The organism is Flavobacterium sp. TAB 87 (assembly GCF_001529295.1).
Taxonomy (GTDB): Bacteria; Bacteroidota; Bacteroidia; order Flavobacteriales; family Flavobacteriaceae; genus Flavobacterium.
In genome coordinates this window covers 33,203-49,385 of sequence record NZ_LLWK01000028.1, presented here as the reverse complement: position 1 = coordinate 49,385, position 16,183 = coordinate 33,203, and the positions used below count along the sequence as shown (strand labels likewise).

At 32.8% G+C, this 16,183-nt stretch carries 15 protein-coding genes; 3 read left to right on the top strand and 12 right to left on the bottom strand.

The annotated features are described in order from the left end of the window. Positions 1 to 14 precede the first annotated feature (14 nt). From AP058_RS02220 to mobA, 7 genes are all read right to left on the bottom strand, one after another. On the bottom strand, positions 15 to 1,025 hold the full coding sequence (locus tag AP058_RS02220; protein ID WP_066306437.1) for a YafY family protein: 1,011 nt from the start codon (positions 1,023 to 1,025) through the stop codon (positions 15 to 17). Between the two features lie 172 nt (positions 1,026 to 1,197). Then, positions 1,198 to 2,088, bottom strand: a complete 891-nt coding sequence (locus AP058_RS02215; RefSeq protein WP_231739473.1) for a type II toxin-antitoxin system HipA family toxin — start codon at positions 2,086 to 2,088, stop codon at positions 1,198 to 1,200. Between the two features lie 168 nt (positions 2,089 to 2,256). After that, positions 2,257 to 2,403, bottom strand: a complete 147-nt coding sequence (locus tag AP058_RS17055; protein ID WP_231739471.1) for a hypothetical protein — start codon at positions 2,401 to 2,403, stop codon at positions 2,257 to 2,259. Between the two features lie 130 nt (positions 2,404 to 2,533). Then, entirely contained in the window at positions 2,534 to 2,824 is a 291-nt protein-coding gene (locus AP058_RS02210; protein ID WP_066306435.1) for a helix-turn-helix domain-containing protein, read from the bottom strand. A 159-nt stretch (positions 2,825 to 2,983) separates the two neighbouring features. Next, complete coding sequence (mobC, locus tag AP058_RS02205; RefSeq protein WP_066306514.1) at positions 2,984 to 4,984, bottom strand: conjugal transfer protein MobC; 2,001 nt, start codon at positions 4,982 to 4,984, stop codon at positions 2,984 to 2,986. A gap of 116 nt (positions 4,985 to 5,100) precedes the next feature. Next, positions 5,101 to 6,405: a conjugal transfer protein MobB gene (gene mobB, locus AP058_RS02200; RefSeq protein WP_066306431.1), complete on the bottom strand. Its 1,305-nt coding sequence runs from the start codon at positions 6,403 to 6,405 to the stop codon at positions 5,101 to 5,103. Further along, on the bottom strand, positions 6,402 to 6,851 hold the full coding sequence (mobA, locus tag AP058_RS02195) for a conjugal transfer protein MobA (protein ID WP_197413371.1): 450 nt from the start codon (positions 6,849 to 6,851) through the stop codon (positions 6,402 to 6,404). Before mobA ends, mobB begins: the two co-directional genes overlap by 4 nt. Positions 6,852 to 7,574: 723 nt before the next feature. Here mobA and AP058_RS02190 point away from each other — a divergent pair. The 3 genes from AP058_RS02190 to AP058_RS02180 are packed head-to-tail and all read left to right on the top strand — an operon-like array spanning position 7,575 to position 9,409. Next, positions 7,575 to 8,342, top strand: coding sequence for a ParA family protein (locus AP058_RS02190; protein WP_066306425.1), 768 nt, complete (start codon positions 7,575 to 7,577; stop codon positions 8,340 to 8,342). A 4-nt stretch (positions 8,343 to 8,346) separates the two neighbouring features. Then, positions 8,347 to 8,772, top strand: a complete 426-nt coding sequence (locus AP058_RS02185; protein ID WP_066306423.1) for a DUF3408 domain-containing protein — start codon at positions 8,347 to 8,349, stop codon at positions 8,770 to 8,772. 7 nt (positions 8,773 to 8,779) lie between these two features. Further along, positions 8,780 to 9,409, top strand: a complete 630-nt coding sequence (locus tag AP058_RS02180) for a conjugal transfer protein TraD (protein ID WP_066306513.1) — start codon at positions 8,780 to 8,782, stop codon at positions 9,407 to 9,409. Between the two features lie 363 nt (positions 9,410 to 9,772). Here AP058_RS02180 and AP058_RS02175 read toward each other — a convergent pair whose 3' ends face one another. Genes AP058_RS02175 through AP058_RS02155 form a run of 5 tightly spaced genes read right to left on the bottom strand, consistent with a single transcriptional unit; the run spans position 9,773 to position 15,894 of the window. Next, the gene (locus AP058_RS02175) at positions 9,773 to 11,854 is read right to left on the bottom strand and encodes a hypothetical protein (RefSeq protein WP_066306413.1); all 2,082 of its coding nucleotides are present in this window, start codon (positions 11,852 to 11,854) and stop codon (positions 9,773 to 9,775) included. Continuing rightward, positions 11,838 to 12,692 carry a hypothetical protein gene (locus tag AP058_RS02170; protein WP_157492585.1) on the bottom strand — a complete coding sequence of 285 codons (855 nt, stop codon included), beginning with the start codon at positions 12,690 to 12,692 and terminating at the stop codon, positions 11,838 to 11,840. Before AP058_RS02170 ends, AP058_RS02175 begins: the two co-directional genes overlap by 17 nt. Next, on the bottom strand, positions 12,682 to 13,698 hold the full coding sequence (locus AP058_RS02165; protein ID WP_066306407.1) for a hypothetical protein: 1,017 nt from the start codon (positions 13,696 to 13,698) through the stop codon (positions 12,682 to 12,684). The genes AP058_RS02170 and AP058_RS02165 overlap by 11 nt, the downstream gene beginning before the upstream one ends. A 1-nt stretch (position 13,699) precedes the next feature. Further along, complete coding sequence (locus tag AP058_RS02160; RefSeq protein WP_066306404.1) at positions 13,700 to 14,752, bottom strand: GTPase-associated system all-helical protein GASH; 1,053 nt, start codon at positions 14,750 to 14,752, stop codon at positions 13,700 to 13,702. After that, a complete protein-coding gene (locus AP058_RS02155) occupies positions 14,749 to 15,894 on the bottom strand; it encodes a hypothetical protein (protein WP_066306402.1) in 1,146 nt (381 codons plus the stop codon). Before AP058_RS02155 ends, AP058_RS02160 begins: the two co-directional genes overlap by 4 nt. Between the last annotated feature and the right edge of the window lie 289 nt (positions 15,895 to 16,183).

Genomic DNA, 16,183 nt, shown 5'->3' with positions numbered 1-16,183 from the left:
GAGTGCACAGTTCATTAATAACTTTCAAATTGCCTATTTATTCTATTTAAAATAATATTGAGTAATACAGCTGGCTCTACAACTTTTACCTTTTCTCCAAAGGAAAGTATTCTAGTTTCTAATTCATAATTTAGAATAACATTGATCCGAACTTCTAAAGTACCATCCTCCTGTATTTTAATTTTTTGTGTACTATGTATCGGTTTTGTTTTAATATAAGGAGCTTGCTCTTTGCTGAATAATAATTTAACTTCTGTCACTTTGTTTCCTATAGGTTTTGTAACTCCAATTATCTCCTCAAAATATTCTTCCCAGTCCGTTGTGTCGATATTATATTTATAAGAAGTAGTTGAGATTTCACCTTTTATTCTATCTAAGGCTAAGTTCCAATGAAGACTTTGGTTAAACTCATTATAACCTAATACAAACCAACGATTGTTATATTGTTTTAAAAAATAAGGATGAAATATCACATCAAAAGGTTCTTTGCCAAATGGCTCGTAATTTATTTTAACTACAGTTTTATTAATGATCGCATTAAATAATGGGGTAATATAATCGTAACCGCTGTAATCAATATTAGATTCCAAAGACATTACTTTCTTTTCTTGACTTTTTAATCCAAATTTATCATTAAGTAAAGGAGCAATTTCATTTACCCATTCAAATTCTGGACTGCCTTCAAAACGGCTTAAAATAGAAATAGCATTTTTTAATTGTTCAGCTTCAGTATCATTTAAAGGACTTTTATTTATAGAAAAAATTTTATCATCATATCGATAATAATTAATTCCATTACTGCTTTTATAAGTTTCTATAGGTGCATTGTATCCCGCTTCCGAACGCATAAATGCAATGTCTTTTCTTAAAGTTCTAAGTTGTATTCCTGCACTTTTAGAATCATAGTCAATAATCGCTTGGTTTACATTAGCTAAAAGAGCATCAATAGTATATTCTTTTCCAAAGTTTTGAAAGCATCGATCTAATCTATTATACCTAATAATTTGATATTTTGTAGTTGACATATTTTAATTTAGACTAACCAATTTAAAGTAGTAATTTGTAAATCTAGAAAAATTAACCAAATGAACCTATTCAAATTTTGACTGGAATTTTGAAACTGGTCATTCTTACGAAAGGTTTTTTTGTATATTTATTAGGAAACAAATTTACAAAACAACTTAGTATTATATGAAACTAATTAAATAGAAAAGCCTTTGTCATCAATTCCTGTTCTGATCTAGAAATCCCAATTTCTTTAGCTATCAATTTCCAGTCTATTAACGCATTATGTATATCAGCAAAGATCTTGTCCATTTGAGAATTATTTGATCTATAATACTCTCCCACACTTCTAGCCAATTCGAAATCGAGTTCGTTATTATCGATATCAATATTGAGGGCTAAACCATATTTGTTAATAGAGGGATTGAGGTCGTAAGCTGGAGATAGAATCCAACCTTGATTGCTTAGGATAAATCCATGGTTGCGTAAATGGTCGTCAGTATTAGAAATAGCTATATTGAAGACTAATCTTCTCCATAATTGGTACAGATTAGCTTCTACATTTGCCCCATGATTGCTGATGAATTCGGCTATATCTAAATAGCTAGCAGGATTATCTCTTATAGTATCTTCATTGTTGCCTGTCATGGTCATGGCTGATGCAAAATGAATTCTCGTACCATTTTCTCTGTCAAAGCGTTTCGTGAAAAAAGTGTGATGGTTTCCCATGATTTTATCGATACGGCAGGGTGCCATATTGATTCCAGCATTAATTGCTATTTGATACGCTAAAAATTCCCAAGCTGCTTTGTCTATGGTATCTGTCTTGGATGGGAATTTGGCAATCCAAAGGCTTTTATCATTATCTAAAATATTTGCTTTTGGTCTTGCTCCACCCAAAGAAGAACCTGGTGCCATGAGTATTGTTAGCCATTTATTCACTTCTTCATCGTCGTTATCATTTTCGAATAGAGAAGCTGCATTTTGTAATTCTCGAATGGAAGACCAAGGTGGAGTAGAACTGGTTTTGTTGTTGTCTAAGAAATCTCCATTTGGGTCAGTTTTAAATAGTAACGCTCCCATACGACTTTCGTCATATACACCCAATAGAAAATCAATATCATAAAGTGTTTTTCGTTTTTCATTATGTTCTCTAGCTTGTTGGGTTTCGCGACGTTTCATTAAGGTACGTCCCCAATTGTCTGGCATACTGTCTAGAAAGATTCCGAAATTTTGTTTTTGATTGGTTTATTACAGACCACCGAATAATTGTATGTCTGTATCTAAGAGAAATTTTTGTTCGGTTTTTAACCAAGTTTTATCATATTCAAAACTAAATGCCTTTTTTTCTTTGGCTTGTTTAGTTCTTTCAACACCTCTTATTTTAGGTTTCTGCATTTGTTGCCAATACGAATAAACGTAAATATCGGTTTAGGCTGGAGACGTGTTGAGTATTGTTTTTAAATATTTTTTTCCACCATGTCTAATGGGCAGCCCTCCATTGGAGGGGAATTATGAGGCAAATTGATTATTTTAGTAAGTCTAGATATTGAAGTTTTCTTCCTAGTTCATCATCCGCGGCTAGTTTTAAAAAATCATCTTGTAACCCTAATACTCTTAGTACATTGAAATAAGCACCTATTGCCACACTAGAATTTCCTTTTTCTATTTGATATAATGTGGTTCTTTCAATATCGGCTCTTTCAGAAACTTGTATAGCAGTTAATTTTCTTCTTTTTCGAGATAGTTTGATATTCTCACCCATTTGCTCTAGAAGGAGTTGGTGTTTAGGGAACAAGATTTGTTTTTTCGCACTCATTTTTACAAACGTTCGTTAATATGAACACAAACAATAAATTTGCACATAATAACAAACATTTTGCGATTGTTTCTTGAATGGTCTTATATAAACAGAATGCTTAGTTACACTATTTGAAGATTATATATAAGTCTGCTAAATAGTCGATATTCTTTTCAATTACCCCTCCTGTACCAAATGCTGCAAATCAGGATCATTTTTGATGCGTTCCAGTTCGGTTTCAATAATCAGAACAATATCCCGTTTTATCTGTTTATAATTAGCCTCAATTTCTGCTTTCATTTTATCTTCTCCATTTTCATCAACGAAAGATAAGATAACGGGTATCTTCTTATAAGCCTTTGTTTCTGCAGCTACTTTCTCATTATCGACTACAATTTCAGAATGGAAAATTTTCTGTTCAATACGTTCGTCAAAGTTATCTGCAACAGCTCCTACAAAGATTCCTTGCGTAAGTGTAGAGATTTTAGAAGCTGGAATCAGGCTGTCTAATTGTGTGGAAATCGAAGTTGATTTATCGTTTCGATTAATGGTTAGACTTTGACGTTTTTGTAATACTTTCCCAAAGCGTTCCGATAAGCTTTTCGCAGTATCTCCTACAACTTGTCCACTAAAGATATTACCCACTGTATTTTGGATCACCTTACTTTCCTTATCGCCATAATCTCGTGTCAGTTGCGAATAGTCTTGAAATCCCAAGCAGACCGCTACTTTATTACTTCTAGCTGTGGCAATCAGGTTATCCAATCCTCTAAAGTAGATCGTTGGTAATTCATCGATTATAACTGAACTTTTTAATTTACCTTTCTTATTGATGAGTTTTATAATTCGCGAATTATACAAGCCTAAGGCCGCCGAATAGATGTTTTGTCTGTCGGGATTGTTTCCAACGCAAAGAATTTTAGGTTCATCTGGATTATTAATGTCCAGCGAAAAATCATCTCCAGTCATCACCCAATACAGTTGAGGTGAAATCATTCTAGACAAAGGAATTTTTGCGGAAGCGATTTGCCCTTGCAACTGATCCTGAGCACCACCTTGCCAAGCATCCATAAACGGCGATAAATAGTTTTCGAGATCAGGGTAGGAAGTAAGGATGGTAAATACATCAACATATTTCTTGTTCAGTAATTCAATAGCATGCGGAAAAGTACAGTACTTTCCATTATCATAAATTTTCAGGTACCAGATTATAGCGGCTAGTAATATAATTGGAGATTCGACAAAGAAATCTCCTTGTTTTTGTATCCAACTTCGGTTGAGGTTTAACATAATCGTATAAGCCGATTCGTAAGCATCTGAGATATCCGTCATGAAATCCGGATTTATAGGATTACAGCGATGGCTTCTACTAGGGTCATCAAAGTTGATAATATAGAACTTTGGTTTTACCTTGTACTTATCGCTATGCTTTAGTAAATGATTGTAAGCAATAGTGGAAAGATCATCGAATTTAAAATCATAGATATACATTGAAAATCCTTTTTCGATATGCTGTTTGATATAGTTATTTATAATTGCATAACTTTTACCCGATCCAGGTGTTCCCAAAACAATAGAAGCTCGAAAAGGGTTTACCACATTAATCCATCCTTTATTCCATTTGCCCTTACAATAAAATTGCGTAGGCAGATTAACGGAATATTCATTTTGCATCAATTTGGTTTCCTGCATGAAACTTTCATTTTCGTTATTAAATACATCGTTCATGAGATTGGTACGAAGCAAACGGCTAATCCAAACGCCAGCCATCATTAACGAAATATAACCTGATGAGGTGGTCACGATATATAAAGAAGTAGCTAGGCTTGCGGATAGCTTGAGTAATGGTGTATTGAAAAAAAAAAGAATAAAACCAATAATTAAGACAACGGATATTTTAGACCAACTAATTTTTTCGTTTTTTACTCCTTTCGTTCCCAAACAGCTTAAAGCTAACAACACCAAAGCAAAAATCTTGGTGTAAAGGGTGTGAGAAAACAGACTTGCAGTCCGCTGAAAATTGCCTAGTATTTTATTAATGATTTCTAGGGTCCAACCTTTTTCTAAGAAAAAGCTATAGCAAAACCAGTAAAAGTGCATCAATAATAATAGAATGCTTACCGCACGCATGAAAGCCATTATTTTGGCGAGCCCTCTTAAATCGTCTTCTCCTTGCATGTTTAAACTAGTTAAAATTTCAGCAAGTGAATTTAATAGATAAGAGAAATCCATAAAATGAAGTGACTTAAAATGGCTTTTAGTGGCACTATTTGTCTGTAGAAGAACTTAAGAATCTATTTCTTTCCTCGATAATTTCTTCGTTTCGCCTTTTTCTTCATTTGATTCGCAAATGCCTGTTCTTCGTAATCTTCATCTTGTGAGTCGGGCAATAAACTAGCAAGGCTTTCTGTAAGTCCAAAATTAGTAACAGAATGGGTTGACTGATTTCTATCAACAAAATCAAAAAGTGAATGTGGTTTTTCTGTTTCTATCTTGGTTTCATTTTTAGATTCGAACGATGAACTTTTTATAGTTTCCTGAGGTTTATGAGATGTTGTTTCTTTCCAACAGTCGTTAAAAATAGTAGCAGATAAATTTTTGCCCAATTGTGATCCATTCCAAACGGTACGTGATTCATGGTCGATAAAAGTCATTCCGTAAATACGTCCTTGCTCATTTCTTCGAACGACCGTATTAACTCCTTGTTCTAGTAGCTGTTTCTTAAAATCGGTTTCATCATAAGAGGTATGAATCGCAACTTCGATCGTTTTTTTTAGGATTTCTTTTGCAGGTTCAGTTTTCATTTTTTCTTTCGATTTTTCGAAATATTCTTGTAAACCATCCATTCCAGCTTGTTTTCCAAAAAGAGAGGATTTAAATGGATTAGTTGCTTTTTGTCCCATTTCATTCAATGCAAAATAGACAAGGCCTTGCTTTGGTATGCCATTGAGCTCTCCTTTTACTTCTTCAGCGGTTATATTAAAAAGAGAAATTAAAGCGTTATACGCTCCTAAACTTTGATACTGGTAATACTTTGGCAGATGCCTCACTACTGATGCTATTTGGCTCTTTACATTAGCTTCTTTGTAGTCAACTGGTTTGAAAATTGCTTCTTTTGGATTTCGATTTTTTGCAGTTGCAGGTTGTAATTGGAATTGCTGTTCTAATGAACGGCAAGCTTGCATCGAACGTAATTTTTCATAGGAATCAGGTAGTTTTTTACCGTAACGATCTACACAGGTCGAAACAATATGAATGTGAGTGCGTTCAATATCTGTATGTTTGAATACGACATAGGGCTGATCTCCATAGCCCATAAGTTCCATATACTCTTTTGCAATCTTTTTAAAGTCTTCATCACTTACGTTGTCTTTGGGATTTGGATTGAGAGAGATATTCAAAACTGGTTTTTCTGTTCGTTTGTTAGCGATTAGATACGGTTCAAATGAGCTATATAATTGATTGACGGTATAGTTTCCATTAACTGTTTCTCTTATTCTATGAGTTGCTAATACTTCCCCATTTTCTTGATCTACTTTCAGCTGATTGTAAGAAAGTGCTCCAATTAGATTTGCTCCACGACCTATTTTTGCTATCATATTTCTTCTTTTTTAATCAAATGTTTAGCTTCAAATTCTTCAGTCAATTGCATAATGGCACGACATAAATGCGCTAGTTCTATTGTTTGTTTCTCTAATTTGAAGAGATAAGCGGCTGCTTTTTTTTCGGAAAAATTACGGTACAATATCTTGACAATTTGATTGTAATTAACGCCAACGGCACGAAACTGACCATACAAAGTGGTCAATCGCATGTAATAATCCATTGCTGCCATATCTACTTTTACCGTTTTTATTTGCTTTTCAAACAGCACGGAAGTAATAAAACGAGCTTTATTGTCTGCTCCTGAAGCTTCAAAAAGAGAAAGGAATTTAGCATTTTCCTGATCCGTTAAACGAAAAACATAGCGATGGATGCTAGGATCCTTTTTGGGATTCCTACCGACTTTGTTTCGTTTATTATCTTCTTGAGCTTCCATCATCATTCCATTTGTAATTTTTAGAAAACCCCGACTTCGGAGGGAGTTTTTAGCCCCGCCGCAGGGGGCAAGTTGTTTTGAGGCACGGAATTCATTTCGAGTGCCTCAAAACACAACTTGCTCTGTTCTGGTGAACAGATAATCCGTCCGCCTCTCGGCGGAACAGGATTTAGTAGAGCAGGGAATAAACGGCTTAAGGCCGTTCCAGTTCTTAGCCAAATATTGATTTGATCCTTTCATTGGTTCATTTAATTTGTATTTAAACAAAGTAAATAATAGAATTTTAAAATGTTGTATTAGGAAGCATTGCCAAACAATGCCAGTAAAAGCCAATAAATACCTTCTGCTAAAACATAGATGTATTAGCTCCTTTATTTGTACTCATAAACAAACATAAATACATATTTAGGTACGGGAGTAACAACATAACTACGCATGTAGTACTGTAGAAAAGTACTTTCATATAGCTATAATTAGCTATGGATTGTACTACCTAACTATAAGATTAAGTACAGACCTATTTAGGTTTCTAAGTACATCTGCGGGTCAATATTTATCTATTTACCTATAGATTTAAAGGCACAGATAAATGTATAGATACTTTGTTAAGTAACTAATTGACTACTTAAAACCATAGGTAGCGAGGAATAGATGTACTGTACTATGCAAATAAGTGAAGATGTACATGTACAAGTAATTGAATATATAAAAAGTTAAAACAATAGAAATATGAATGCAAATCACAAAACAAAATTTATCGCCTTTTCTTCTCAAAAAGGCGGTGTCGGAAAAAGTACCTTTACGACCTTGGTTGCAAGTACCATGCACTATCGATTGGGTTACAATGTTGCCGTATTTGATGCCGATTTTCCACAGCACAGTTTGATAAAAATGAAATCTCGGGACCTTGCGATGGTAATGGAAAATGAGCATTTGAAAAAGCTAGCGTATAAACAATTCACGACTATCAACAAAAAAGCCTATCCAATTATTCAGCACAAAGCGGAAAGCGTATTGGAAGCGGCACAAGAATTTCTAAATACCTCTAATGTTGCGATAGATGTAATATTCTTTGATCTCCCTGGAACGGTAAACACTCCCGGTATCCTGAATGCTTTGGCGGGAATGCACCACATTTTTACTCCTATTACGGCTGACCGCTTGGTAATGGAGAGTACGCTCATTTTTACACAACTTTTAAAAGATGTAATTATGAAAAAAGGAGCAACTTCTATTGAAACTATTAATCTATTTTGGAATCAGGTCGATGGCAGGGAAAGTACCCCTTTGTACAATGTTTACAACCAACTTATCGAGCAGTTGGGATTAAGTCTTATGCAAAGCCAAATCAAGAACAGTACTCGCTTCCGCAAAGAAAGCGAAGAGAATAGCAAAACCGTATTTCGTTCTACTGTAATGCCTCCTGATGAACGTTTGATGAAAGCTTGTCAGTTAGATCAATTTATGAACGAATTTTTAAAAATCATTCAATTGTAATCTAATGGAGAAAGAAAACAAGAAACAAAACACTCCCGAAATTAATGAGGAGTTGATGATGAACCTGATGGTTGATGGTATAAAAAAGGAAGGATTACAAATTCCAGTAGAAAAGGAAATAGAAAACAGCAATTCTAAAGAGTTTCCAAAAGAAAAATCTATAAGTAAGGAAAAGAGTAGGGGCAAAAGGGGAGGCGAAGATGCTTACGAAAGTATCTTTTTCAAAAGAATCGATACCAATGCTCGTGACGGAAAAACGGTCTATATCAGACCCAATTTTCACGAAAAACTTTCCCGTATCGTTCAGGTGATAGGCGAAGACAAGATCACTATCTATGCGTATTTAGACAATTTGCTGGATTATCATTTTAAGGAATTTGGAGAGCAGATAATCAAGAGTTTTAATGATAAATACAAACCAATTTTATAATGATGTTATGGAAACAGTAATCGTTATTTGTCTGATTATCGTCATTATCCTATTGGCAAAGGACAAAATTGTCATCAAGAAATATCAGGAGCAAAAGCCAATACAGGATAAAAACAATCCGAAGCTACCTGATATTATGGGACAACCCAAGCCTCAAAGAAGCCTTTTAGTGCCAAGCAATGCCGCTGAAAGTCAAAAGCAAAAGCAGGAACAAACTAATGGTAATTTTGATATTGATATCGACGAAGAAAAAGTCGATTCACAAATGCTAACAGAAGAGCTGGATGAAGTTTTTGGGAATGTACCTGATTTTGAGGAGGAAGAAGAAGAATGGAATAGCTATGGATTATCCGATGGCGATAATGGTTTTGCCCAAGGGGTTACCTTCGAAGAATTAAGCACTGTAAAAAAGTTGTTAAAAAAAGAGAAAATGAGACCCTCTCAACAGGAAACAGCAACAGTCCTACTTCAGAAAATACAAGGAACCGAATTATTCGACCTATTGGAAAATTCTATCGAAGATGCTTCTCAAAAAATAGCCATGCTATTAGACAGTACACTTTCAAAAACGGATTTTGGTTCTTCTTTTTTGCATAAAAATGATTTGGAGGGGTTTGATATTGGGGAGTTTGTGTGAGTAATTTGTAAATAAAATTAATTTAGTTCAAAGCCAATCGTGGTCACATAATGGGACAAAGAAGAAATATCCTGTGTCGTTTCATTTTTATTCAGGTCTAACCCCTTATTAAACGTATAAATAATTTTCTCAACTTCATTTATTCACGTGGTTTGTAGCTCATTTTCCAGAATTGTTGAGTCTTTAGGAAAAATCGAACAAAACAAATCTCTAGACTTCGTAAATTCTTCGATAATCCAGAATTTATCTAACTTTATAAAATTTTAATTCCAACTTATAGTACGAAGTAAAATAAAACATTGCAGCTCTTTGATTTTTAAGAACATAAAATCACTTAGACTTAGAAAATTTTGCTTGTAAAACCTATAATTCCTTTCTCAAATAATTGACTAACTTAATCTGATCTCTGCTTATAGTTATCTTTCTTTTATCGGTATTAACCAAAATATCTTTAAGAAATTTTCTCCCTTTTTTAAAACCTAGAGCATAACTAAATGCACTTTTAGTTGTTTCAAATGTCTTCAGACTGTCAAGAAAGTAATTTAATGGCCAACGAAATTTAATAAATTTATTTACTAATGTTCTAATCAATAATTCACAGTAATCCCAGCTCGGCACATCAGGTTTCTTTGGTGCAAATAAATAGCTAAAAAATGAGGACAAAGTGTCTTGATCATCTTGCTCAAATGCATCGATAGGAATCATTTGCCATTCATTATAATTAATCTTTGAATTTTTGGCAAAATTATAAACGTCATTAAAACATGCTGAAATTATTGGTACTGGATTGGAAATTTTTCTATTAAAACCAATAGAAAGTAATGCACATGATGCGAAAATTCTCGTATGGTCATCATTAATTTTTTTGTAAATAATTATCCATTGACTCGAATCTAAGTTTATAGAATGTAGATGATGATAGTTTAGATTCTGAAATATCTTACAGCAAAATTGCTCACTCAATATCTCAACATTCTTCCGAATAAAATCCTTTAAAACGGTTTTATTATTAAAAACTAATGATACAACATCTGGTGAACAATTAATAAATTTATTATTGTTACAAATTTTTATTAAATAATATAATCTTGGATCATTATTCCTTAACAAATGGAAAAGAATCGAACTTTTAGATTCTAATATTGACTGAATTATTTTTTCCCAGTTAACATTAATTGAATTTTCTAACACTTCTATCAGTTGCAACTGAACGGCATTGGGCAACTTCCATGTTTTGTATTTAGTCGCAATTTCAGGTATTTTTTTTGAAAACACTGAAATTAAACGAGAATCTCTCAGTATGAGATTAATAATTTCTGATGGTTCAATTGATATGGTATTCCAAATATTTTGGCTAATTAATTCAGGTCCAAAACTAAAATAAAAATCAATAAATTCATCAATAGTAATCTTACCAGATTTAACAGCACTTAGCAACCTTTCACTTATATTGATGTTATTAACAGTATTTATTTGTGAAGCAAAGTAATGCAAAAGATCTTTCTCTTCGAAATTAAAAAGTTGTCCATCATTATAAACCTCTTTTTTGATTAATAGGCCTTCATTATCCGCGAATACATCTGAAACTAACTTATTAATAGAAAAGAATGGAGAATCTTTTATATTTGAAAACATAAATAATTGAAGCAAAGGTTTGTAATTTCTTCTTAAACCATTAATATCTGATCCATAAAACCAAAGAAATTTGCGCAACTTATTTTTTGAACTATTACAAAAAAGATCAGACCATTTATCCTCTATTTGGTCATTTTCTTTATTTATAGTATAGCAGTTCAAACTTTGCTTTTCTATTGAGCTTATATTTCGTGCAGGTACAATTTGAAAATCAAATTCAGCACCATCAATAATTTTTAAATTTAATGATCCTGTACAAAAAGAAAAATTCCTTCTTAATCGGGGCCATTGATTACTCCACACCTGTACTATATCCTTTTCAAAATCCATAGAATTATAGGCTGGACAAATAATAGTTTTTTCAGGATAATCGTATAGAGCAGTTAATAACGGTTTAGCAGTTAAATAGTTATCAAAAAACGTACTTGAGTTTTTAAATTCATCCTTTTCAAACAATATAGGCATTGAATAATCTCCATAATCATCTTTCAATGGACGAACAAAATACGCCAATAGTTGATCTAAATCTGGTATTTTTCCTAAATCCGAAAATTGAATTAATAAAGTGTGCGTCCAAACACATCCAGGTCTTTTCATTTCATCTGCATACCACGTTTTACTAAATGCGTAGTGAGTTGCTAATGGGTATCCACTAATATATACTTTAAATCCATCATCAATATTTGAACCTGATAAATCAGACTGGACCAATAGAACCTTCTTCGCTTCACTAGACAGTGGCGAAGATGACATTAGTAATTGATGGCCATTTTGGTAGCCATGGAGCGTTTGATCAATCTGTATCTTCATTCGTTATCCAAAGTATCGGACTTAAAATATTATTTGAAATTTCTGAACCTTCAACAATTTTAATTCGTTCAAGTGCATCTTTAGAAAGAAGAGAGTCTTTAATATTAGAATTTTCATAATCTCCTCGCTGGGAACTTACCCCATAGTATTTTACTTTAAAAAGATCTTTGTTCGTTGTGAGATATTGATGTAAAAGTGGTAACTCATTTTTGCACCAAATTTCAGGGTCTTCTTTACCATCCGTTAAGTCCCAACAAGATATAACAACCGAAATTTTGCGTAAAACATCTGGTGTATTAAAATCAACCATTTGTAAAAAATCAACTAATTTAACTTGACTTGGAACTAAATCCTCTGTCCATGGCTGTTCCGAGGTAGTATTAATCATATCCTCTCCAAAATATTTAAAATTTTGATTTTCGTGATATATAAACCTTGGCTTGTTTTTCACATCCCTTGGATCAATAAAAAGTAAAATGCCGTGAACATTTTGCAGCAGATTATCAAATTCTTCGTTCCATTCTCTGTCAGTAAACTGTGTTTTAAAAGTTTCACCAGAAATGTCCGGGATATTTAATATCATGGAACTTCCGGTAAATTTATTAACAAGTTTAATATTAACATGTTCAATTTTACTTTGATTTGTTCGAATAACACTATTGCAGCTTGCCCAATTCCTACTAATCAGATTCAGGTACTCTAATTCACTATTTTCAAGACTATCACACTCAAATTCTCCTTCATCAACAGCATTGAAAACATAATACCATAAAGCAGCTAAAAACGTAGTTTTACCTGATTCAGGCAAACCAGAAAACAATATACCTTTATCGTTCATTTTCATTTACTTTATAGTTATTGATAAATCGTTCTGAAACTTCCGATTGCAAAGTTAACCTTTTTTGAAGTAAAGGAAAGTTCATCAAGTCCTCAATTAAATCTTGTAATCCAAATCCCATATCAACTGCTGTCAAGTTTTCGTCATGTGGCCTAGAAGCTATTCTTTTATAGTTGATTGCCTTTAGCTTTGCTGAAAAACGTTTATTAATTTTATTTACAACTAACTCCTCTAAATTAAAAGTGGCCAAGTTTTCTAAAAGGTCCCATTTTGAAATAAGGACATTCAGAACTGTCTCACTATTAAAGATTTTATTATCTAATGCTGATTGAATAAATAATTGAGCATCATGTAATGCTGCGGTTTTTTCGGAACCTGCTAGTTTCTCCCCATCGATTATATAAATTATATGGTTAGCTAGTTTTACCACTCCAAGGTACTCTTTCATTGCTGATCCAGAACTTCTTGCCAGCTGAATAGTTTCACCAGATATATCAGATAGTAAAAAATGCTTTTTTAAAGATAAATCGAAATTCGAAATTGCTATATGCAAAATTCTAAAATCAAGAGTTTTTGTTCGCTCTGTATCTGCTTTGATTGAACCCGATGACATTCTAGAAAGATGACTTCTTACCTCAAATGCTTTTTGAGTTAATGATCCCGCAAATAAGTGCTTTTTAAATTGTCCAATTTGAAAGAGGTCAAAAATCGTTGCCAAAAGAGTAGTTTTTCCACAATCTAAATCCCCTAAAATTGTCACAAAATCGCATGGGTATCTTTGAGTTATTGATAACATTTCTTTAAGACTCAGTTCTGCACCTTTAAAAACTTCGATTTTCGTTGAAGACTTTTTTACCACTGATGGACTTTCATTTTCTGCGATCTCTTCATCATCCGCATTGTCATCCCAATAAAAATGAGGACATTCTTGATCAAGTCCTTCCAAACACTTACCGTCATTTCGAATATCACAACCAACTTGCGAGCATGCTTTTACTTCACTCATACTATAGAGATTGAAAGGATTTGAGAAACATCATTTCAGTATAAAATTGGAATGCTAAATCTTCTGGTTTGAACTTTTTTTCACAAGTTCCAGCACCAAATTTTTTATTGAATGCACCTTTCCATATGTGCACATCTCCTAATGATTCCTCTAAACTTAAAGCATGCAAAAAAGGTGTAAATTCATTGAGCTGTCCAAGTAATAGAATTTCTCCCTTTACTTTTTGCACTGTGTCATTAATAATATCTGCTAGCGACAATTCTTTTAGTTTACTTTTATTACCATTGCTTATCATTAAAGCTTTATGCAAAATATGCTTAGAAGAAATTAAAAAACCAGTAAACTTAGTGATTTGAAATAGCTCATAAGCACTGGAAACTACTATTTTAGACAAACCAAGTTCATAAAAATATGCTTTGTTTGATGTGCTATACTGTGTAAATAGCCACCATAGAACATTTGTTTCTTCCTTTAATTTTTTATTTTCCTTGCTGATGTAAGTTAGTAAATTTATTAAATTTTGGGAGTCCTCATTTTCCATTACTTCTTCACCATCCTCGTCTTCTTCAAAAGCTTCTGCTTTTACCCTTAAATTTTCTACCGTTCCGTCAACATCAAAGTTATCTGTTGTTTCATCTACGACATTTGCTTTGTAAGCTAATTCATAGAAAGGAACTTCCGTCGCAGAATATTGCTCAAAGAAGTTAAGATTTATAACTGCAAGGCTTATAATGTGCCTTAAATCATTGCTAGACTCAAATAAGAAACAAAGACAAATTTCTGATAAGACCTTTATAATGTTATTATTCGATTGGATAGGAAATGAAAGGTCAAATTCTTTAAATATGCTTACTAAAAGATCTTTATGTTCTGGATTTCCATTAGCTATTCCATGTGCCAATTTGACAATGTCCAGCCATAATTCTGCATTTTCTTCTTCAATTATTTTTTCTATAGCACTAATTCTTTTTTGGAGAATTTCTTGAGTTAATGTTATTTCTATTGCTTTGTACCAAGTTGGGAAGTGATCTTCGCAGGTGTAATTTTTGCTCATACAAATGGATTAATACTGTTTTCAAAAGGTTTTATATTGTTAATAGCGTTCCATAAAGCTGGCAAAAGATTTCTCTCTCGAACTTGACGAAAAAGCTCCTTATTCATTTCGTGAGCACTTAAATTTATGAAATTATTCAAAGAAAGATCAAGAGAATCAATTACCTCTGCTTTTTGATAAGAACTTAATTCTAGAAATGCTGCTACGGTTAGTTGAACTGCGGAATGCATAATTTCTGGTTTTTGATTTACTTCAACAATGGCAACAATTTCATTTTCGATTTTATCGGACTGTATATTACTCAGACTTTTGTTTGATTTCTTGACTTTTTTCACTGGTTCTAAACCAATATCTGCAAATCCGAACTTCGAACTAAAAACTTTGACGGATAAAGACGTTGCACTTTGTGCAGCCAAATTTTGTCTTTGTTCCTTATCTACATCTTTATTTCCATCTCCGTAATCACAAATGCCCTTAACTAAAAGCCATTCATTTATGCTAGCTCTTTTACAAGCGGCATAGATTCCAGCGCCTTCCATTTCAGCTCCAGATGCTTGGGGAAAAACCTTTAATATTTTATTTCTTTCCTTCAGATTATCTATAAGTTTTTCGCCGGAAAGTATTTGGCTGGATAAAATTTTAGAAAACAAACCATCATCAATAGGACTAGTCCATGTTACATTTTTAAATCTATCTAAAAGTAATGCACCTCCATCTACAATTGATCCACGCTGTGTAATTCCTCCTTTTGATAACCTTTGATTTTCATACGATATAATTGTATCGGAAAGTAAAACATCTCCTATTCGTTGTTTTTTATCATCAACACCCATAGCCACACCAATCATTAATACTACTTTGGGTTTCCAATTATTAATAGATTCGAAAGCAGTTAATATTGCTCCGGCATAACTTGATGAACCCATTTTACCAAGTTGAACGTGAACAGCTAAATACTCTCCAAAAATCCCAATAAAATAAGTTTGCAGGCCATGAGGAACTTTTATTACATCGGCATCCTCACTTAAAGGCAATAAAGCTTGCCTAACATGAAAAGTTTCAATTTCATTTGCAGTTATTAAGAGTAGATTGATTTGTGGAATTAATTCCCTCACTTCATCAAATGACTTTTCTATTTCCAAATTAACATATTTTTTTTAATTATTATTTATAGAAAATTTTACTATATATACCTACAAATATAACATAATAAGTTAAAGACATCAGGACACATTATAAAATCATCCAAATAATTTATGCTTTTCAATATTCTTAACTCAGTTAATTCATGAAAGATAATCTTTAAGAACTATCAATTTAAGAATTTCAGTTTTTTTTAAAAAAGGCGTAATTAAATTTGGACTTGCAGAGTATAATATAAGTATTAACAAGCAGAAACATTTTACAAAACTATAGGAAAAGATGTAAGAC

Bases quoted from the DNA above. Each gene is read 5' to 3' on its own strand.
- AP058_RS02160 (WP_066306404.1), bottom strand. From the start codon at position 14,752: ATGAGCAAAAATTACACCTGCGAAGATCACTTCCCAACTTGGTACAAA.
- mobA (WP_197413371.1), bottom strand. From the start codon at position 6,851: ATGATGATGGAAGCTCAAGAAGATAATAAACGAAACAAAGTCGGTAGG.
- mobB (WP_066306431.1), bottom strand. From the start codon at position 6,405: ATGATAGCAAAAATAGGTCGTGGAGCAAATCTAATTGGAGCACTTTCT.
- AP058_RS02180 (WP_066306513.1), top strand. From the start codon at position 8,780: ATGGAAACAGTAATCGTTATTTGTCTGATTATCGTCATTATCCTATTG.
- AP058_RS02220 (WP_066306437.1), bottom strand. From the start codon at position 1,025: ATGTCAACTACAAAATATCAAATTATTAGGTATAATAGATTAGATCGA.
- AP058_RS02185 (WP_066306423.1), top strand. From the start codon at position 8,347: ATGGAGAAAGAAAACAAGAAACAAAACACTCCCGAAATTAATGAGGAG.
- AP058_RS02215 (WP_231739473.1), bottom strand. From the start codon at position 2,088: ATGGGAGCGTTACTATTTAAAACTGACCCAAATGGAGATTTCTTAGAC.
- AP058_RS02175 (WP_066306413.1), bottom strand. From the start codon at position 11,854: ATGAAGATACAGATTGATCAAACGCTCCATGGCTACCAAAATGGCCAT.
- AP058_RS02170 (WP_157492585.1), bottom strand. From the start codon at position 12,692: ATGAACGATAAAGGTATATTGTTTTCTGGTTTGCCTGAATCAGGTAAA.
- AP058_RS02165 (WP_066306407.1), bottom strand. From the start codon at position 13,698: ATGAGTGAAGTAAAAGCATGCTCGCAAGTTGGTTGTGATATTCGAAAT.
- mobC (WP_066306514.1), bottom strand. From the start codon at position 4,984: ATGCAAGGAGAAGACGATTTAAGAGGGCTCGCCAAAATAATGGCTTTC.
- AP058_RS02210 (WP_066306435.1), bottom strand. From the start codon at position 2,824: ATGAGTGCGAAAAAACAAATCTTGTTCCCTAAACACCAACTCCTTCTA.
- AP058_RS02190 (WP_066306425.1), top strand. From the start codon at position 7,575: ATGAATGCAAATCACAAAACAAAATTTATCGCCTTTTCTTCTCAAAAA.
- AP058_RS17055 (WP_231739471.1), bottom strand. From the start codon at position 2,403: ATGCAGAAACCTAAAATAAGAGGTGTTGAAAGAACTAAACAAGCCAAA.